Below are 20,206 nucleotides of genomic sequence, written 5' to 3'. Positions count from 1 at the left end.
ATCCACACACCCGGGGCGGATTCGTGCCGACGGGCACGGCGAACCCTATTTCCGGCATAACGTCGTCCCGAAGCGGAAACCCCGCGCCACGGGACGTCGCGCCATCACCCGACGTCACGCAATGGCGCGCGACAGGAGTCAGAGAACATGCAGACCAAGCTGGACGAAGCCAAAGCCGAGGTGCTGGAACGCGCAGCCCGGGTCGGTGAGCACGGCCCGACGGGCGGAGCCTCCGGGCACGGCCTCGAAGCGGCGGCACTGACCGCGTTCCTCCAGCGTTACTTCCTGCACAGCGCCCCCGAGGACCTGGTGGACCGCGATCCGGTCGACGTCTTCGGCTCCGCTGTCTCCCACTACCGGCTCGCGGAGGTACGGCCGCAGGGCACCGCGAACGTCCGGGTGCACACCCCGACGGTGGAAGAGAACGCCTGGCAGTGCGGCCACACCGTGGTCGAGGTCGTCACCGACGACATGCCCTTCCTGGTCGACTCGGTCACCAACGCCCTCAACCTCGCCGACCGTGCCATCCACAGCGTCGTCCATCCGCAGTTCCAGGTCCGCCGGGACGTCACCGGCAAGCTCCTCGAGGTGATCGGCTCCGCCTGCGGCGGCGAGGAGCAACTGCCGCACGACGTGTTCATCGAGTCCTGGATCCACGTCGAGATCGACCGGGAGACCGACCCCGAGGATCTCAAGGAGATCACCGGACATCTGCGCAGGGTGCTCTCCGACGTCCGGGAGTCCGTCGAGGACTGGACGAAGATGCGGCAGGCGGCGCTCTCCATCGCCGACGAGCTGACCGCCACCCCGCCGCCGGTGCCCGAGCGGGAGGCCGGCGAGGCGGTGGAGCTGATGCGCTGGCTCTGCGACGACCACTTCACCTTCCTCGGCTACCGCGAGTACGAACTCGACGCCGAGCCCGGTCCCGACGACGCCGTGGAGGACGTGCTGGTCCCGATGCCGGGTACGGGGCTCGGCATCCTGCGCTCCGACCCGCTGCACCGGCTGGCCGACAGCACCCACCCGGGACACCCGGGCCAGGACACCTCGACATCCTTCAGCCGGCTGTCCCCGGACGCCCGGGCCAAGGCGCGCGAGCACCGGCTGCTGATCTTGACCAAGGCCAACAGCCGCTCCACCGTGCACCGGCTGTCGTACCTGGACTACGTGGGCGTCAAGCGGTTCGACGCGGACGGAAACGTGATCGGCGAGCGGCGCTTCCTCGGCCTGTTCTCCTCGGCCGCCTACACCGAGTCGATCCGGCGGGTCCCGGTGATCCGCCGCAAGGTCGAGGAGGTGCTGGACGGAGCCGGCTTCTCCCGTGACAGCCACGACGGCCGCGACCTGCTCCAGATCCTGGAGACCTACCCGCGCGACGAACTCTTCCAGACCCCCGCCGACGAACTGCGGTCCATCGTCACCAGCGTGCTCTACCTCCAGGAGCGCCGGAAACTGCGGCTGTTCCTGCGGCAGGACGAGTACGGCCGCTACTTCTCCGCGCTGGTGTATCTGCCGCGCGACCGCTACACCACCGAGGTGCGGCTCCGGCTGACCCACATCCTCCAGGAGGAACTGGGCGGTCTCAGCGCCGACTTCACCGCGTGGAACACCGAATCGGTGCTCTCCCGGCTGCACTTCGTGATCAGGGTGGACCCCGGCACCCAGCTGCCCCAGATCAACGACGCCGAGGTGGAGCGGATCGAGAGCCGGCTGTCGGAAGCCACCCGCTCCTGGGCGGACGGCTTCGTCGAGGCGCTCACCAGCGAGTGCGGCGAGGAGCGGGCCGCCGACCTCAACCGCCGGTACGCGCACGCGTTCCCCGACGGCTACCGGGCGGACTTCACCCCGCGCACCGCGGTCGTCGACCTCCAGCACATCGAGAGCCTCGGCGAGGACGACTTCACCCTGAGCCTGTACGAACCGGTCGGCGCCCTTCCGGCCGAGCGGCGCTTCAAGATCTACCGGACGGGCGCCCCGGTCTCCCTGTCCGCGGTGCTCCCGGTGCTCCAGCGGCTCGGCGTCGAGGTGGTGGACGAGCGCCCCTACGAGCTGCGCCGCTCCGACAACTCCCCGGCCTGGGTCTACGACTTCGGCCTGCGCCTCGACCCCGCCCTCGGCGACCTCGGGGACGACGCGCGCAAGCGGTTCCAGGAGGCCTTCGCCGCCACCTGGACCGACCGGGCGGAGAACGACGGCTTCAACTCCCTGGTGCTGCGGGCCGGGCTCGACTGGCGGCAGGCGCTGGTGCTGCGGGCCTACGCGAAGTACCTGCGGCAGGCCGGTTCGACCTTCAGCCAGGACTACATGGAGGACACCCTCCAGAACAACGTCCACACCACCCGGCTGCTGATCAACCTCTTCCAGGCCCGGCTCTCCCCCGACCACCAGCGGGCCGGCAGCGAACTGTCCGACGGCATCCTGGAAGAGCTGGACGGCGCCCTCGACCAAGTGGCCAGCCTGGACGAGGACCGCATCCTGCGGGCCTTCCTCACCCTCATCAAGGCGACGCTGCGCACCAATTTCTTCCAGCGCGACTCCAAGGGCGACCCGCATGCCTATCTGTCGATGAAGTTCGACCCGCAGGCCATCCCCGATCTGCCGGCGCCCCGCCCGGCGTTCGAGATCTGGGTGTACTCGCCGCGGGTCGAAGGCGTGCATCTGCGCTTCGGCAAGGTGGCCCGCGGCGGTCTGCGCTGGTCCGACCGCCGGGAGGACTTCCGCACCGAGGTGCTCGGCCTGGTCAAGGCCCAGATGGTGAAGAACACCGTGATCGTGCCGGTCGGCGCCAAGGGCGGCTTCGTCGGCAAGCGGCTGCCCGACCCGGCCGTCGACCGGGACGCCTGGCTGGCCGAGGGCATCGCCTCGTACAAGACCTTCATCTCCGGCCTGCTCGACATCACCGACAACCTGGTGGCCGGCGAGGTGGTCCCGCCGCAGAACGTGGTGCGGCACGACGAGGACGACACGTATCTGGTGGTGGCCGCGGACAAGGGCACCGCGTCCTTCTCCGACATCGCCAACGAGGTGGCGGTCAGCTACGGCTTCTGGCTCGGCGACGCCTTCGCCTCCGGCGGCTCGGTCGGCTACGACCACAAGAAGATGGCCATCACCTCCAGCGGCGGCTGGGAGTCGGTGAAACGGCACTTCAGGGAGACCGGCCACAACACCCAGGAAGAGGACTTCACCGTCGTCGGCATCGGCGACATGTCGGGTGACGTGTTCGGCAACGGCATGCTGCTGTCGGAACACATCCGGCTGGTCGCCGCCTTCGACCACCGGCACATCTTCCTCGACCCCAAGCCGGACGCCGCCACCTCCTACGCCGAGCGGCGCAGGCTCTTCGAGATGCCGCGCTCCTCCTGGGCCGACTACGACACCTCGCTGATCTCCTCCGGCGGCGGGATCTATCCGCGGTCCGCCAAGGCGATCCCGCTGAGCGCGGCGGTCCGCGCCGCGCTCGGCATGGAGACCTCGGCGGTGAAGACCACCCCCGCCGAGCTGATGAAGGCCATCCTCAAGGCGCCGGTCGACCTGCTGTGGAACGGCGGCATCGGCACCTACGTCAAGGCGTCCACCGAGACCCACACCGACGTCGGCGACAAGGCCAACGACGCCATCCGGATCGACGGCGCGCAGCTCCGGGTCAAGGTGGTCGGCGAGGGCGGCAACCTGGGCTTCACCCAGCTCGGCCGGATCGAGTTCGCCCGCGGCGGCGGCCCCGAGGGCTCCGGCGGCCGGATCAACACCGACGCCATCGACAACAGCGCGGGGGTGGACGCCTCCGACCACGAGGTCAACATCAAGGTGCTGCTCAACAGCGTCGTCGCCGAAGGCGATCTGACGGTCAAGCAGCGCAACAGCCTGCTGGCCGAGATGACCCACGAGGTCGGCGACCTGGTGCTGCGCAACAACTACGCGCAGAACGTCGCGCTGGCCAACAGCATGGCGCAGAGCAGCAGCCTGCTCCCCGCCCACCAGCGGTTCATCCGCCGGCTGGCGCGGGAGGGACATCTGGACCGTGGGCTGGAGTTCCTGCCCACCGACCGGCAGATCCGTGAGCGGCTCGCGGCCGGCCAGGGACTGACACAGCCCGAGATGGCGGTGATCCTCGCCTACTCCAAGATCACCGTCGCCGACGAGCTGATCCACACCGACCTGCCCGACGACCCCTATCTGCGGTCCCTGCTGCACGCCTACTTCCCGCAGCCCCTGCGGGAGCGTTTCGAGCAGCAGATCGAGGGCCACGCCCTGCACCGCGAGATCGTCACCACGGTGCTGGTCAACGACACGGTGAACTCCGGCGGTACCACCTTCCTGCACCGCCTCCGGGAGGAGACCGGCGCGACGACCGAGGAGATCGTGCGGGCGCACACCGCGGCCCGGGCGATCTTCGGACTCGGCCGGATCTGGGACGAGGTGGAGGCGCTCGACAACACGGTGGACGCGGCCGTGCTCACCCGGATCAGGCTGCACTCGCGGCGGCTGGTGGAGCGGGCCACCCGCTGGCTGCTCAACAACCGGATGCAGCCGCTCCAGATCGCCGAGACCATCGACTTCTTCACCGAGGGGGTCCACACGGTCTGGGGACGGCTGCCGAAGCTGATGCGCGGGCCCGACCTGGAGTGGTACGAGTCGCTGCACGACGAGCTGACCGGCGCCGGGGTGCCGGCCGAGCTGGCCGGGCGGGTGGCCGGGTTCTCCTCGGCGTTCCCGATCCTGGACATCGTGGGGGTCGCCGACCGGGGCGGGAAGAAGCCGCTCGACGTCGCCGAGGTCTACTTCGACCTCGCCGACCGGCTGGGCATCACCAAGCTGCTCGACCGGATCATCCTGCTGCCGCGTTCGGACCGCTGGCAGTCCATGGCGCGGGCCGCGATCCGCGAGGACCTGTTCGCGGCGCACGCGGCGCTCACCGCGGATGTGCTGGCGGCGGGCGAGGCGGCGGCCACACCCGAACAGCGGTACAAGGCGTGGGAGGAGCAGAACGCCGGGCTGATCGGCCGGGCCCGCACCACGCTGGAGGAGATCCAGGGGGCGGAGGAGTTCGACCTGGCCAGCCTGTCGGTGGCGATGCGGACCTTCCGCACGCTGCTGCGCGTCCACCGCTGAGCGGGCTCCGCCGACGGTGCGGACGCCGCCGACGCTGACCCGATGAGGCGGCGGGCCAGGAGACCCCTGACCCGCCGCGCTCAGTCGTGGCAGAGGGCGCGTTCGGCGTGGCGGGGGTCGTCCGGGTAGCGGAAGGCGGTGCGGGTCCAGGCGCCCAGCAGGTTGTCGAGGAAGCGGCCCGGGGTGAGGGGGGCGCGGACGGAGGACTGGAGTTCGGCGAGCGGCCCGCAGGTCAGGGCGTGGCGGGCGGCCAGCACCCGGGCGGGGTCGACGCCGCGCGGCACCGGGGTGCCGGGGTCGGTGTAGTCGGCCATGATCCAGGCGGGGTCCAGCGGTTTCTCATGGCCGGAACGGCCCGCCGTACGACGGGCGGCGCGCCCCTGGTGGGCGGCCAGCGGATAGGCGAGCCCGAGCGGGTCCACCGAGGTGTCCCGCAGCGGCATCACGATGCCGTTGTAGCCGAGCAGTTCGTACGAGCCCGCCGTCCGGTGGCCGAAGCGGTGGGCGAGCGGCAGCGACACGATCCGGCGGTCGCCCGAGACGACCAGCAGCAGCGTCGGCCGGCCGGATGCCTCGGATGCCTCGGCCGCCCGTACGGCGGGCAGGAACGGTTTGCGCCGACGGGCGTGGACGGCCTCGCTGATCGGATGCGGGTCGTGGGTGAAGGCCGCGTACCCGCGCTGTTCGTCGAGGATCAGATACGGATTGCCGGTCGACGAGACCGGCCGCCACAGCAGCGCGCAGCACACCGCCCACACCACCAGCGCGCCCGCGACCACACCGACCGGGCGGGACAGCGGCACCGCGCACACCGGCAGCATCAGCAGCAACAGGCCGGGGACCAGCAGCCGGCCGTGCATGAAGTCGCCGCCTACCCGGCACACGTACAGCCAGGACAGCAGTCCGGCGATCGGCGGCGCCAGCAGCTCCGGGCGCATCGCCGGCCGGCACCGCCCGAAGGCGGCAAGGGTGGCCAGCAGGAGCAGCGGGGCCCACAGCCGGTAGGGGTCGGCGAAGTTGCCGAGATACGCCAGGCCGCGCGTCCATACCGCGTCCGACGCCTCCTTGGTGAGGCCCGGAAGGGGGACGAGCACCCCGTAGTACCCGGCGCGGAACACCTCGTACGCCAGCGGCAGCGCGCAAGCGGCCCCCAGCATCCGCAGCGCCCCGAAGGCCCCCGGCCGCAGCATCCATCCCAGCGTCGCCAGGAAGACCAGGGTGACCAGGGCGAGGTCCGGCCGGACGAGCGGTCCGAGCCCGATCACGAAGGCGGCGGCGTGGTCACCGGGGCGGAGGTCGCCCCGGTGACCGGGGGCGGCGGCAGCGACCTGGCGCGTACGGCGGAACCGGCCGCCGCTGGTCGTACGGTCGGACCGGCGGCCCCGGAACGTGCGGTCCGCTCGGGCGCGGTGTCCGCCGCGGTGCCTGCCGCGGGGGCGGTCGTCCCCGGGGCGGCGGGCGCTCACCAGGAGCCACCAGGACCCGGCGATCCAGCCGGTGGTCAGGCCGTTTTCCAGGCCCGAGGTGGTGTAGTCCCAGTCGGCCTTGACGGCGAGGAGGACCAGCATGCCGAGCGGCAGGAGCGGCGCCGCCGACAGCGGCCGTACGGCCTTGCGGGCCGCGGCGACGGCCAGCACGTAGCCCATGCCGGTGAGCAGGAGGCCGAGACCGACGGCGACCACCGAGGGGTCGGCGCCGGAGAGGTAGCCGCCGCCCGCGATCAGCCACTGCCACAGCGTGCCGGTGGACGCCTCGGCGCGTTCGCCGACATTGAAGACGGGGCCGTGCCCGGCGAGGAGCTGGCGGACGGTGCGGGCGTAGATCATGCCGTCGTCGCCGACCCACCGGTGGGTCCAGCCGAGCGCGACCGCGACCAGCGCCGGGCCGCCGAGGACCACCGCCTCGCGCACCCACCGCCGGCCGGCCCGCCGGTGACCCGGACCGGTGCCGTCACCCCGGCCAGCCCGACCGCCCCGGCCGCCCCGCGTTGGCTGCCCGGTTCGGCCGGCCTGCTCGGTCTGCCCGGCCTGCTCGGTGGGTGGGCGAGGCGCCGACGCGGGGATCAGCTCATGCGATGTCATGACAACTCCGGGTTCTGGCGTCCTGGTCGCCGAGCCTGCCAAGGAGTCGTTCGCCGACCGGGCCGCCACGCGGACGAGCCGGGGCCCCTACGGCCGGATGGGGGAACGGGCGGGGCGCCCGCTCGGCGCCCCGCCCGCTCCCCACGCCACACACCGGCACCCCGCCGGCACCAGCGCCGGCACCAGCACCGGCGCCCCGCAGGCCCCCGCGCCGGACACCGTGGCCCGCTACTTCACCGCGCCCGCCATCACGCCGGACACGAACTGCCGCTGGAACGCGAAGAACACGATCAGCGGGATCACCATCGACAGGAACGCGCCCGGCGCCAGGATGTCGATGTTGTTGCCGAACTGCCGTACCTGCTGCTGGAGCGCCACCGTGATCGGCTGGGAGCCGCTGTCGGCGAAGATCAGCGCCACCAGCATGTCGTTCCACACCCACAGGAACTGGAAGATGCCCAGCGAGGCGATGGCCGGGCCGCCCAGCGGCATGACCACCTGGGTGAACAGCCGCAGCTCGCCCGCGCCGTCCAGCCGGGCCGCCTCCAGCAGCTCGCGCGGGATCTCGGCGAAGAAGTTGCGCAGCAGGAAGATGGCGAACGGCAGACCGAAGGCGGTGTGGAAGAGCACCACCCCGATGATGTCGCCGAAGATGCCGATGTCCCCGAAGAGCCGGGCCACCGGCACCAGCGCCACCTGGACCGGCACCACCAGCATCGCCACCACCGCGATGAACCACCAGTCCCGGCCGCGGAAGTCCATCCAGGCGAAGGCGTAACCGGCCAGGGCGCCGATCACCACCACCAGGACGGTCGCCGGCACGGTGATCAGCGCGGTGTTCAGCAACGAGTCGGTGATCGCGTGATTGTCCAGCAGGGTGCGGTAGTTGGTGACGGTGAGCTGGGACGGCGAGGTGAACACCTTCCACCAGCCGCTGGCCGAGATGTCGGTCGGGGTGCGCAGGCTGGAGATCAGCAGCCCGAACGTCGGCAGCAGCCAGAAGAGCGCCACCACCAGCAGGAAGATCCGCAGCACCCCGCCGCTCAACCGGGCCGCCAGCCGGGCGCCGAGACTCGGCCGCGGCCGGCCCGATGCCCTGGCCGGGTCGGCCGACCCGGCCGACCCCGTGGGTCCCCCGGGTCCGCCCGCCGTCGTGGCGGCCGGACCGCCCACCGCCGCGTCCCTCGGCCCCGCCGCGCTCGCGTCCGCGCTCATCGCCGCCCCTCTCTGCGCAGCCGCCGGATGTTGAAGATCATGACGGGCAGCACGAGCAGCAGCAGGATCACACCGATCGCGCTGCCGACGCCCTGGTCGTCACCGCCGCCGAACGACGACAGGTAGAGCTGGAGCGCCAGCACGTTGGCGTCGGACTGGGTGGCGCTGGGCGCGATGATGTACACGAGGTCGAAGACCTTCAGCACGTTGATCATCAGCGTCACCATCACCACGACCAGGACCGGCGCCAGCAGCGGCACCGTGATCCGGCGGAAGACCTGCCATTCGCCGGCGCCGTCCACCCGGGCCTGCTCCAGCAGTTCGCGCGGCACCCCGGCCAAACCGGCCGCGATCAGCACCATCGCGAAGCCCGCCCACATCCAGATGTAGGAGGCGATGATGGACGGGGTGACCAGGCTGGGGCCGAGCCAGTTGATGCCACCGTACTTGCCGGAGAAGTTCGAGGCGGGCAGCCGCAGTCGGGCCCCGGCGGCGTCGGCCGGCAGTGCGTAGGTGCCGTCCTTGCCCGACTTGGCCGAGGCGATCACCTTGCCGCCCTTGACCGCCTCCACCTTCACCCCGGACAGCGCCTTCTCGCCCGGGTCGATCACCCCCGGCTTTCCGGTGCCGCCCGGCCGGAAGTCCAGCCATACGGTGCCGGTCACCGCGTCGGCGCGGTGCGGGGCGGGTTTCGCCTGGCGGGCGCCGGACGGCACCTTGTTCTGCGGGATGCCGACCAGCGGCAGGTCCGCCGACGTGCCGGTGCTCGCCGCCGACTTGGAGGTGAACGAGCCGCCGGCCGTCGGCACCAGATCGCTGTTGGGACGCGGCCGGGCGCCCGGATAGGCCGCGTTGTCGGTGAAGGTGTCGTGCACCGCCACCACCACCGCGTTGGCCACCCCCTGGGACGGGTCCTGTTCGTAGACCAGCCGGAAGATGATGCCGGCGGCCAGCATCGAGATGGCCATCGGCATGAAGACGACCAGCTTGAACGCCGTTCCCCAGCTGACCCGTTCGGTCAGCACCGCGAAGACCAGGCCGAGCGCGGTCGCCACGGTCGGGGCCACCGCGACCCAGATGACGTTGTTGCGGACCGCGGTGAGGATGCCGTGGTCGGTGAAGACGGTGCCGAAGTTCTTCAGCCCGACGAAGCCGCTGCCGTCCGCGTCGAACAGGCTGCGGTAGACGGTGAATCCGATCGGATAGGCCACCAGCGCGCCCAGCAGGATCAGCGCGGGCAGCAGGAAGACGACGGCGATCCATGGGCGGGTGCCGGTGATGCTGCGAAGCCGGGGGCGGCCGGCGCCGGGGCCCTGGAGGGGTCCCGGCGCGGCCGGGGCGACACCGGCGATGCCGGTGATGCCGCCCCCCGCTTCCGGCACGGAAGCGTCAGCCATCCGGCCCTCAGCTCCCGTACGCCTTGGCCGCGTCCGCTTCCAGCTTGGCCTGGGCGCCCGCGACGTCGCCGGGCTTGGTGAGGAAGTCCTGGAGGTCCTTCCACTCGCCCTGGCCCTTGGTGCCGCCGAAGGCGGCCGGCGCCTGGTCCGACATGTCGAACCGGAAGTCGTCGCCCGAGGCGATCAGCGACTTCGCGATGTCGCGCTGTACGTCGTCCGGATAGGCGGACAGATCGAGCGACTTGTTGGCCGAGAGGTAACCGCCGCCCTGCGCCCAGATCTTGGCCGCGTCGGTGGAGGCGATGTAGGTCAGCAGCGCCTGCGCGCCCTTGCTGTCCTTGAGCGCCACGCCCACGTCGCCGCCGCTGACCACCGGCGGCTTGCCGGTGCCGACCGCGGGGAACGGGAACTCCTTGGCGTCGGTGCCGACCTTCGCCTTGGTGTTGGCGCTGATGAAGGCCGAGACGAAGTCGGCCTCGTAGACCATGGCCGCGCCGGGCGGGTTGCCGGTGAAGACCGTGGTGACGGACTTCGGGAAGTCCGCGGCGAGCGCGCCACTGGTGCCGCCGGCGATCAGGTCCTTCTTGCCGAAGAGCTGTCCCAGCGTGGTGAGCGCGGTTTTCACCGTCGGGTCGGTCCATTTGATCTGGTGCGCGGCCAGCTTGTCGTAGTTATCCGGTCCGGCCTGCGAGAGATAGATGTTCTCGAACCAGTCGGTGAGCGTCCAGCCGTCGGCGCCGCCGATCGATACCGGCGGGGTGCCCGACTCGAAGACGGTTTCCGCGGTCTTCAGGAAGTCGGCCCAGGTCTTGGGCACGGTCGCGCCCGCGTTCTGGAAGGCCGCGGCGTTGTACCAGATCATCGACTTGTTGGAGACCTTGGCGTACACGCCGTACTGCTTGCCCTTCCAGGCGCCGAGTTTCTGCCAGCCCGGCGAGAAGTTCTTGCTGAGCTGGGCCTGCGCCTGCGGGCCGAGCGGTTTCAGCCATCCCTTGTCGGCGAATTGGTGCAGGACGCCGTTCTGGGCGAGGAAGGCGACGTCGGGCGGGGCGCCGCCCTCGATCTTCGTGCCCAGGAAGGTGGACTGGCTGTCGCCGGTCGGTACGAAGGTCGACTTGGCGCCGGTCAGCTTGTCGAAGGCGTCGAGCACCTTCTGGAAGTTCTGCTGCTCGGGGCCGGTCCATACGGCGGCCACCTCGATCTTCTGGCCGTGCAGATCGGGGAGCGTCACGCCGGAGCCGGCCGCCGAGGTGGCGGTCGAACTCGCCGGTGGCGAGCCGCTGGAGTCGTCCTTCTTGTCGCCGCCACCGCCGCAGGCGGCCGTGGTCAGGGCGAGCGCCGAGGCGGCCGCGACGGCGAGTGCTATCCGGGTGGTGCGCGCGCGGCTCATTCCGTCGGCAGGGCTGGTGCGTGTGACTTTCCTTAATGACATGGCCATTTGTCATCCCCTCAGTCCCGTTGGCGTCTGTTGATACGCCCGGCGGAACGGGCCCGCAAGAGCGGGTGGGGGAGCGCGCGAGTGATCGTGACCATGCCGTGATCTTGGCGTAAACATGGCGTGTCAGGGTTGCCCTTTTGCCCAGCCGATTACCGCTCAGATGAGAGGAGTTGCCCGGGAATTGGGAGAGCGGGTGCTTTCTTCCGCGGCGTTCCCGGGGTTCCCGGGGTTCCCGGGGTTCCCGGGGGTTCCGGCGTTTCCGGCGTTCGCACGGTTTGCCGGCTCCTCGGTGCTCGCACGGTGTGCCGGGTCCTCGGCGTTCGCGGGACGCGCCGACTCCGCAGCGGAGGCAGCCGATTCGGCCGCGGCCCGCTCCAACGCACTGGCCAGCAGCGCCAGATCGGTCGGCCCGTTGCCCAGTTCCCGCACCTGGCGGCGGGCCGGCGGATCACCCATCCGCTCCCACTCGATCGCCACGACGGTCGGCCGCAGCGTCGCCGTCCGGGGGATCCGGGCGCTGACCCGGGCCGCCTGGAACGCCGTCACCGCGCCGCCGGGGCGCCGCAGATAGCCCCGGCCCGGCACCGTGTCGTCGAGCCCCGCGGGATCCTCCACATGGACCAGCAGCGCGGCCGACTCGGGATCGGCCATCCGCAGCGCGATCCGCAGCCGGGCCCGCTCGTCCGCCTCGGTGCCTGCCGTCCGCTCCGGCCGCCCGGTGGCGAACACCAGGTGCACACCGAGCCGTTCACCGTCACGGGCGACGGCCTCCAGCGCGCGTACGACACTTCCGGCCGCCGGGCGGCCCGGGCTGCCGAGGGCCGGCGCGACCAGGGCGTCGAAATCGTCGACGATGACGACGAGCCGGGGCAGCGCCGGGATCGGCTCGGCCGCGGGCCGGGGCCGGCCGGTTCCGGACTGTGGCGCGGCGCCTTGGTGGGGCGTGTCCGACCGGACGGTCTGGTCCTGAGCCGTGAGGTCGCGCCGGCCGGCGCCTTCCTGGCGGGGGATGTCCGGCCAGCGGGCGGCGTCGGGGGCGGCGGTCTTGCGGTCGTCCTGGGCGGTGGCCGCCCGCTCGTCCGGGGCGCCCCGCGGCGCCGGTTCCGTCAGCGTCCTCGGGGCCCCCGCGATCCCCGGCGCGGCGTGCCGCTCGGCGTGCCAGGCGCCGAACTCCAGCCCGCCCAGCACCTCCGCGCGCCGTTTCAGCTCGGCGGTCAGCGCCTGCGCGAACTCCCGCATACGGACCGGGTCGGAGGCGACGAGATGGGTGGAGACGTGCGGCAGGTCGGCGCAGACCTGGAGGCCCTCGCCGCGCTCCTGCCCGGCGCCGTCCACCAGCACCAGGGCGAGCCGGCCCGGGCGTTCGGCCGCCGCGAGCGCCGCCGCGATCGACCGCAGCAGCTCCGTCTTGCCGGCCCCCGGCGCGCCGCCCACCACGGCGTGCGGCCCCTCCGCCACCAGGTCGACGGTGATCCGGCCGCCGGCGCCCACGCCCAGCACCGCCCCGGCCGAGGCGACCGCCGCCGGTGCCGCGGCCCAGCGCGCCCCGACCTTCGCGGGTGTCGCCAGCGCCAGGTCGAGCTCGTCGAGCAGCCGTACGGTGGTCGGCAGCGCGTGCCGTGACCGGCCGCCGCCCACCTGGGCGTCGGCCTCCCGCAGCGGCGCCAGGGCCCGCGCGAAGTGCTCGGCCCACGCGGCGGACACCGCGTCCACCACGACGCCCTCCGGCGGACTGGAGAGGGCGGCCTGCCCGGCGTGATCGGCCTGCGTACGGCCCGGGAACTGCCCGCCGGGGACGGCCGGATCGGCCACGGTCCGGGCCTGGCCGACGGGAGCGCCGGCCGGCCGCGCGGCGGCCTCGTCAGATCCCGGGAAGCCGGCCGGCCGCCCGCCATGCCCCTCGCCGGGACCGGCCCCGGCGGGACCCACCTCCGTCGTAGCAGCCGTGCCGCCCCGCCCGCCGTCCCCGTGCGCCGTCCCCGTCCGCCCGCCCACGGGCGTGACATGAAGGGTCGTCGCCACGTCCCCGGCCAACTGGGCCACCAACCCGGTCCCGACCACCGGCCGGTCGCCGGTCTCCGTGAGGGCCAGTACGTGTATGCCGGACGCCGACCCCTGGGCGGCGAGGCGGGCCGCGCTCTCCCGGAGCGGTACGGAGCCGGGGTCGCCGTCCACGACCAGCACGGTGTACGGCCCTTCGTACCCGTCCGTCGCCGCCGCGACCGCGTCGGGCGCGGCGGTGGCCCAGCGCGGCCCGAGCGGACCCGACTCCAGCCGGCGGCCCAGCTCGGCGAGGCGGGCCTCGGCCTGGTCACGGTCGAAGGCGAGCAGCAGCCGGCAGTCCTGGCCGTGCGAAGGGCGTAGCTGCGGCAGCCAGTTGAGCCAGGCCCACTCCTCGGCGCGCTGGTCCGCGGCCCGCGCCCGGTCCGCGCTGATCAGCACGATCTCCAGGGCGGCGGGGGAGTGCAGCGCGCACAACTGGGCCAGCACCGCGCGGGCCAGCCCGGCGAGCCGGGGGCGCGGTCCCGCGAGGGTGAGCGCGGTGGAGCCCGGTGCCCGCAGATCCACCGTGAAGGGCACGTCCGGCAGCTTCCGCGCGCCGTCCTGCGAGGGCAGCTCGGTGGTGCCGAGCCGCACCGTCAGCGCGTCGGGGTGGCCCGGCCCCCGCTCCCACAGGCGCCGGCCCGGCCCGAGCGCGGTCAGCAGCACGGCCGCCGGGTCCGGCCAGCGGCCCCGCAGCGACTCGGCCTCGCCGCCGTCGCCGGCCCCCGCTCCGTAACCGGTGTCGCGGCCACCGCCGAGCCGCCGCTTCGCCCAGGCCCCTATGGCCCCGACGACGCGCGGCCGGTCCGCTTCCGGGGCGGCCCCGCGCCCGGGCCTCGACCGCTCTCCGGTGGGGCGCCGCCCCTCGGCATCCCGGGTGTCCGACGCTCCCGGCCGGTCCGGGCTCGGGAGGCCGCGCCCGAAGGTCTCGGCCTCCCGGGAGTTCACGGCCGGGGCCGACGCGTACAGGTCGTCCGCCGCGTACGACTCCGCGTACCGGGCGCCGACCTCCGGTCCGTAGCCGAGTCCGCCGTACTCCGGCGGGGGCCACGGCTCCTCCCGCAGCGCCACCCGCAGATGGCCGTCGGCGTCTGGCACCGAGGGCAGCGGCGGCGGCTCCGGGGTGTGCGCCGCCGCCAGCCGCAGCGTGGACTCGCCGATGCCCAGCAGCGCCCCCGGCGGGAAGGGCACCGGGTGGTCCCCGACCGCCGCGCCGGACAGCGTCGTGCCGTTGGTGGAGCCGAGGTCGGCCACGGTGACCTCGCCGTCCGCGCCGACCGCGACCTCGCAGTGCAGCCGGGAGACATCGGGGTCGTCCAGCGGGACGTCCGCGTCGGCCGAGCGGCCGATCCTGGCCCGGCCGCCGGGCAGCAGATGGACGCCGCCCGCGTCCGGGCCGCCCACCACGTGGAGCCGGGGGAGATCCGCCGGCGGCCTGCCGTACTGCCCGAAGCGTCCGTACTGCCCGTGGTCGGTCTGGCCCGCCGACTCGCCGTACTGCTCGGCGGGGGCGTGCAGGGACAGCAGCGCGCCGTCCACCAGCGGCGGCACCCCGAGGACGGCGGTGGGGGCGAGCCGCTGGGCGCCGGCGAAGAGCACCACGGAGGAACCGCCTGAGCGGCCCCCCGGCTGCCCCGATCCGGCGGCGGAGGCCAGCGCCCCGGCCACCGCGCTCAGCGCGGTGCCCTCGGGCGCGGTGATCAGCATGTCCCAGGCACGCGCGGCCCGGCCGCTGCGCGGCCCGAGGACAGTCAGCCGGATCTGCATCTGGTCCGCGGTCCCTTCTGCCCGGGCCCGGGCACACGTCCGGAGCGGAGGTCCCTCCCCGGTCGCGCACGGGCGCGTCGACGTAATCCCCGGTGTACGGATGCATCCTGCCACCCGGCACCGACAGTCCGTTCCCGCTCCCGTCCCCAGTGATCTTGACCGATCGATGGGTGATCATCCCACGGCGGTTCCGGTACCGGAAACGACCGGCTGCCCGGGGGCAACCAAGCACTCCGCGACCGCGTCCTACCAGGGAATTACGGGCATAAGGAAACCGCGGTGACGCGGCGGCCGGGGCCCGAGGTGGCGAGGTTCGCACGGTGCCACCACGACCGGTAGGCCCCGGACGGCACTACTCTTGCCGGGACCTGCCCGTCAAACGGCGGGTTTTTCACCACGGGGATCACGAGCCCACTGGGAGCTAGGGAGCGCATGACGTGCGGCCGGTAGGCAGCAAATACCTCCTGGAGGAGCCGCTCGGACGCGGCGCCACAGGCACCGTCTGGCGTGGCCGGGTGCGCGCGGAGGACGGCTCCGTCGTCCCCGGCGAGGCCGTCGCGGTCAAGGTGCTCAAGGAAGAGCTGGCCGGCGACCCGGATGTGGTGATGCGCTTCCTGCGCGAGCGCTCCGTGCTGGTCAGGCTGCGCCACCCGCACATCGTGCGGGTCCGCGACCTGGTGGTCGAGGGTGATCTGCTCGCCCTGGTGATGGACCTGATCGACGGCCCCGACCTGCACCGCTATCTGCGGGACAACGGGCCCCTGTCTCCGGTCGGCGCCGCCCTGCTCACCGCCGCCGTCGCCGACGCGCTCGCCGCCAGCCACGCCGACGGGGTCGTCCACCGCGACCTGAAACCCGCCAACGTGCTGCTCGCCACCGTCACCGGCGAGGACGGCGCCGAGCGGATGCACCCGATGCTCACCGACTTCGGCATCGCGCGGCTCGCCGACTCCCCCGGCGTCACCCGCACCCACGAGTTCGTCGGCACCCCGGCCTATGTCGCGCCCGAGTCGGCGCAAGGGCGCCCGCAGACCTCCGCGGTCGACGTCTACGGCGCGGGGATCATGCTGTACGAGCTGGTCACCGGTCGGCCGCCGTTCCGCGGCGACAGCGCGATCGAGGTGCTGCACCACCACCTCAACGACACACCCGAGCGCCCCGGGAACGTCCCCGAGCCGCTGTGGACGGTCATCGAACGCTGCCTGCGCAAGGAGCCCGCCCAGCGGCCCAGCGCGGTGAACCTGGCCCGCGCGCTGCGGGTGGTCGCCGCCGGCGTGGGCGTGCACGCCAGTCCCGCCCAGGTCGAGACGGCCTACGCGGTCGGCGCGCTGCTCGCGCCCGACCCGACGCCGACGCTCGTCCCCGGCACGGCCGACGGACCGGGCGGCGGCGACGCGGAACCCACCCAGGTGCTGCCCTCGGGCTCGGCGGCCGGCGCCTTCGATCCCAACGCGGCCACCCGCGTCATGCCGTCCGACTCCCGCTCCGGCGCCCCGGGCCACGCCCCCGACGGGACCCGGCTGCTGCCGCCGACCCCTGAGGCCGCGCCCCAGCCGCCGCAGGGCCCGCATCCGTGGGAGTCCCAGCTCAGCGCGGCCCGGCAGCGCAACGAGCAGACCGAACTCCAGCAGCAGTTGCCGCCGGACCAGGACCCGCTGCGGCGCCGGCCGCGCCGCCAGCCGGGCCAGCCACCGCAGCAGCCGTACGGGCAGCAGGTGTACGGCGGCCAGCAGCAGTATCCGCAGCAGGGCGGTCAGGGGCGGCAGGGCGGGCCAGGCCAGGGGCAGTACGGACAGCAGGGGCGCCAAGGCCAGCAGGGTCAGCAGGGCCAGCAGGGCCAGCACGGCCAGCAGGGTCACGGCCAGCAGGGCCAGGGCTACGGCTATCCGCAGCAGGGCGGCCAGCAGCAGCGGCGCCCCACCCCGGCCGGCCATCAGCCGCAGCCCCAGCAACGCTACGAGCCGCCACCGCGGCAGCAGCGCTCCCGGCCGCCCGCCGCCGACCCGCGGCCGCCGGCGCCCGAGGCGCCCAGGGGCCGCGAGCCGCGCGGCCGCAGCGCCAACCCGGTGAAGATCCCCGGCCTCGGCTGCCTCAAGGGCTGCCTGGTGGTGATCCTCGTCCTCGTGGTGATCTTTGTGCTGATCTGGTACACGACGCCGCTGCCCGACTGGGTGAACAGCACCCAGAACCTCTGGGACGCGTCCTCGGACTGGGTGAGCACGATCTGGGACAAGCTCTCGGCGATCACCGGTGATTCGGGCGGCGGTTCCGGCCGGAACTGATCGGGGCCCGCCCCGGATCCGACCTGTATCTGACCTGAAGTGATCTGACGTGACCGGAACTGACCTGACCCGGTTCGGGGTTGCCCGCGACCGGCGGGTCTCCGGACCGGCGACCGCCCGGGCGGCGGCGGGCCCCCGACCGGTCACCGGCCGACCGCCGGGCCGCCCCGCGGGGCGGTGAGCAACTGCCCGGCGGACAGCCGAGGTTGGCGATATATCGACTTCCGGAGGGTGATTTCTCCACCGATACGCCTCCCGACCGCCCGCCCGTACCCCGAACACCCGCTGACCCGCGTAGTTTTGTCGCCAACGCGACGGACCTTCGGAGGAGTCGGAGCAGCCTTGGCAAGGAAGATCGGCAGCCGGTACACCGCACACCAGGTGCTCGGGCGGGGGTCCGCCGGCACGGTGTGGCTCGGCGAGGGCCCCGAGGGGCCGGTCGCGATCAAGCTGCTGCGCGAAGACCTGGCCTCCGACCAGGATCTCGTCGGCCGCTTCGTCCAGGAGCGCACCGCGCTGCTCTCCCTCGACGACCCGCACATCGTCGGCATCCGCGACCTCGTCGTGGACGGCACCGACCTGGCGCTCGTGATGGACCTGGTCCGGGGCACCGACCTGCGCTCCCGGCTCGAACGCGAGCGCCGGCTGACTCCCGAGGCGGCGGTCGCGATCGCCGCCGACGTCGCCGACGGGCTCGCCGCCGCGCACGCGGCCGGCGTGGTCCACCGCGACGTCAAGCCGGAGAACGTGCTGCTCGACTCGGCGGCCCCGGCCGGTCCCGGCGGCGCCCCGCCCGCCCTGCTCACCGACTTCGGCATCGCCCGGCTGGTCGACTCCCCGCGCCGCACCCGCGCCACCCGGATCATCGGCACCCCCGACTACCTCGCCCCCGAGATCATCGAGGGCCTGCCGCCCCGCGCGTCGGTCGACATCTACGCCCTCGCCACGGTGCTCTACGAACTCCTGGCCGGCTTCACCCCGTTCGGCGGCGGCCACCCCGGCGCGGTGCTCCGCCGGCACGTGACCGAGACCGTACAGCCGCTGCCGGGACTGGCCGACGAGCTGTGGCAGGTGCTCGCCCAGTGTCTGGCCAAGGCGCCCGCCTCGCGCCTCACCGCCGGCGAGCTGGGGGGCCGGCTGCGCGGGATGCTGCCCTCCCTCGCCGGGGCGCCCGCCCTGGAGGTGGCCGCCCCCGGGGCCGACGGGACCGCCGCCGAGACCCCGTACGGCGATGACGACCTCCTCGAATCGCCCTACGCGCCGGGCCACGGCCCCGGCACCGGCGCGCCGGCCGGCGCCGACCGCAGGCGCGCCGCCGTACCGCTGGTGCGCGGCGCCGCCCCCGACTCCAGCCGTGACACGCACACCAGCATCAAGCTGCCCACCGCAGACGAGCTGGCGGCGGCCGGCCGGGCCTCGGGCAAGGGCGCGGCCAAGGGATCGGGAAACGCCGCGGGCAAGGGCGCCGCGCGGGCCTCCGCGCCCGACCGCCCCGCCAGCCCCCGCCACCGGGCGGTGTCCGACGCGCTGCGTCAGCGCCGGATCAAGGTCGCCGCGGCCGCTGCCGCCGCCCTCGCGGTGGCCGGGATCGGCGGCTGGGGCATCGCGGCCGCGGGCTCCGGCGGCGGCGACTCCGGCACCTCCCGCGACGACACGCCCCCGTCCGCCCCGCCGACCACGACCCCGCCGACCAGCGCGGCCACCATCCTGAACGCCCCCACCGCGGGTGCCCCCTCGCCGCAGGGCCGCACCGGCGAGCCGGTCGCCCTGCCGCAGTGGTCGTCCTTCCACGATGTGCCGGCCCCGGTGGTCCGGCTGACCGGCGGGCCCCGGGCCGTGGTCGTGAACGGAGCCACCTACGTCTTCGCGCGGGGCGCCGACAAGAACGTCTGGTACGTCGTCCGGGGCGGCTCCGGCTACGGTCCGTGGCAGAAGTTGACCGGAATAAGCACCGAGGACGACCCCGCGGTGGCCTCGGCCAAGGCCGGCCGGATCGACCTCTTCGCACTCGGCACCGACGGACTCCTCTACCGCCGCACCCTCGCCGGCGGCTACTGGAACGACTGGTCCCAGGTGGACGAGCGCACCCACTTCGACGCCGCCCCGGCCGCCGCCTCCTCCGCGCCGGGACGGATCGACCTGGTGGGCCGGGCCGGCGGCGACCTCGTCACCGCCTCCCTGGTGGACGGCCGCTGGAACGCCTGGGCGCTCGTGCCCACCGCGGGCCGGATCACCGCCGCCCCCGCGCTGGTCTCGCCCACCGCGGGCACCCTGGACGCCTTTGTCGTGCGCAAGGCCGACGGGGCGGTGCTGTGGCTGCCGTACTCCGGCGGCGCGTGGCGGCCCTCCTCCGTGGTCCAGGGCCTGGACGCGGCAGGACGCCGCCCCGAGGCGCTGGCCGCCGGGGACCGCCTCTACGTCTTCGCCGGGGGCGCCCAGTCCGCGGGCGCCGGACCCGCGACCGCCCTGCCGTCCGGCGGCGGTACGGGACCGGTGGCCGCGGCGGCCACCGATCGCACGCTCCAGCTCTACAGCCGGACCCCGGCGGGCACGCTGGTGCGGGCCACCGCGGCTTCCGCCTGACCGGCGCCCACCGGGGGTGCGGGGAACCGGCCACCGGGCCGGTGGGCCGGATGCGGCAGGAACAGCCCCTTTGGGTCGGTGACGACCTGCGGGTGCGTCGTGGCTGGTCGCGCAGTTCCTCGCGCCCCTTTGGGGCGTGGCGCCTCCCACGGAGGTGAGGGCGGCGCCCATCAGGGGGTGCCCTGGTGCTCGGCGGCAACCATCAGGGGCGCGGGGAACTGCGCGAGCAACCACCCACCGGGCCGGTGGGCCGGATGCGGCAGGAACAGCCCCTTTGGGTCGGTGACGACC

7 protein-coding genes and 1 pseudogene are annotated in these 20,206 nt (G+C 73.6%); 3 read left to right on the top strand and 5 right to left on the bottom strand.

The features are described from left to right. Nucleotides 1-147 precede the first annotated feature (147 nt). Nucleotides 148-5,109: an NAD-glutamate dehydrogenase gene (locus OG519_RS11700; protein WP_405582227.1), complete on the top strand. Its 4,962-nt coding sequence runs from the start codon at nt 148-150 to the stop codon at nt 5,107-5,109. 80 nt (nt 5,110-5,189) lie between these two features. On the opposite strand, the gene OG519_RS11695 is transcribed toward OG519_RS11700, so the two are convergent. The 5 genes from OG519_RS11695 to OG519_RS11675 form a co-directional block, all read right to left on the bottom strand. Beyond that, on the bottom strand, nt 5,190-7,190 hold the full coding sequence (locus OG519_RS11695) for a hypothetical protein (protein WP_405582224.1): 2,001 nt from the start codon (nt 7,188-7,190) through the stop codon (nt 5,190-5,192). A 228-nt stretch (nt 7,191-7,418) separates the two neighbouring features. Continuing rightward, the gene (locus OG519_RS11690; RefSeq protein ID WP_405582221.1) at nt 7,419-8,405 is read right to left on the bottom strand and encodes a carbohydrate ABC transporter permease; all 987 of its coding nucleotides are present in this window, start codon (nt 8,403-8,405) and stop codon (nt 7,419-7,421) included. Next, nucleotides 8,402-9,802 carry a carbohydrate ABC transporter permease gene (locus tag OG519_RS11685; RefSeq protein WP_405582219.1) on the bottom strand — a complete coding sequence of 467 codons (1,401 nt, stop codon included), beginning with the start codon at nt 9,800-9,802 and terminating at the stop codon, nt 8,402-8,404. Before OG519_RS11685 ends, OG519_RS11690 begins: the two co-directional genes overlap by 4 nt. Before the next feature lie 7 nt (nt 9,803-9,809). Then, nucleotides 9,810-11,192: an ABC transporter substrate-binding protein gene (locus OG519_RS11680; protein WP_405582217.1), complete on the bottom strand. Its 1,383-nt coding sequence runs from the start codon at nt 11,190-11,192 to the stop codon at nt 9,810-9,812. Nucleotides 11,193-11,396: 204 nt separating this feature from the next. Next, complete coding sequence (locus OG519_RS11675) at nt 11,397-15,050, bottom strand: FtsK/SpoIIIE domain-containing protein (RefSeq protein WP_405582214.1); 3,654 nt, start codon at nt 15,048-15,050, stop codon at nt 11,397-11,399. A 437-nt stretch (nt 15,051-15,487) separates the two neighbouring features. Between OG519_RS11675 and OG519_RS11670 the strand changes: the two genes are divergently transcribed. Beyond that, nucleotides 15,488-17,332, top strand: coding sequence for a protein kinase domain-containing protein (locus OG519_RS11670; protein ID WP_405582212.1), 1,845 nt, complete (start codon nt 15,488-15,490; stop codon nt 17,330-17,332). Between the two features lie 342 nt (nt 17,333-17,674). After that, nucleotides 17,675-18,733, top strand: a pseudogene (locus tag OG519_RS11665) (serine/threonine-protein kinase); the annotation flags it as partial. Between the last annotated feature and the right edge of the window lie 1,473 nt (nt 18,734-20,206).

Origin of the sequence: Streptomyces sp. NBC_01190 (genome assembly GCF_045039895.1) — a bacterium.
GTDB lineage: Bacteria > Actinomycetota > Actinomycetes > Streptomycetales > Streptomycetaceae > Actinacidiphila.
Note: the sequence above shows the minus strand (reverse complement) of the source record. Positions and strands in the feature narration are given on the sequence as shown.

Excerpts from the sequence above, each read along its gene's own strand:
- OG519_RS11700 (WP_405582227.1), top strand. The coding sequence starts at position 148 with ATGCAGACCAAGCTGGACGAAGCCAAAGCCGAGGTGCTGGAACGCGCA.
- OG519_RS11690 (WP_405582221.1), bottom strand. The coding sequence starts at position 8,405 with ATGAGCGCGGACGCGAGCGCGGCGGGGCCGAGGGACGCGGCGGTGGGC.
- OG519_RS11675 (WP_405582214.1), bottom strand. The coding sequence starts at position 15,050 with ATGCAGATCCGGCTGACTGTCCTCGGGCCGCGCAGCGGCCGGGCCGCG.
- OG519_RS11695 (WP_405582224.1), bottom strand. The coding sequence starts at position 7,190 with ATGACATCGCATGAGCTGATCCCCGCGTCGGCGCCTCGCCCACCCACC.
- OG519_RS11685 (WP_405582219.1), bottom strand. The coding sequence starts at position 9,802 with ATGGCTGACGCTTCCGTGCCGGAAGCGGGGGGCGGCATCACCGGCATC.
- OG519_RS11680 (WP_405582217.1), bottom strand. The coding sequence starts at position 11,192 with ATGAGCCGCGCGCGCACCACCCGGATAGCACTCGCCGTCGCGGCCGCC.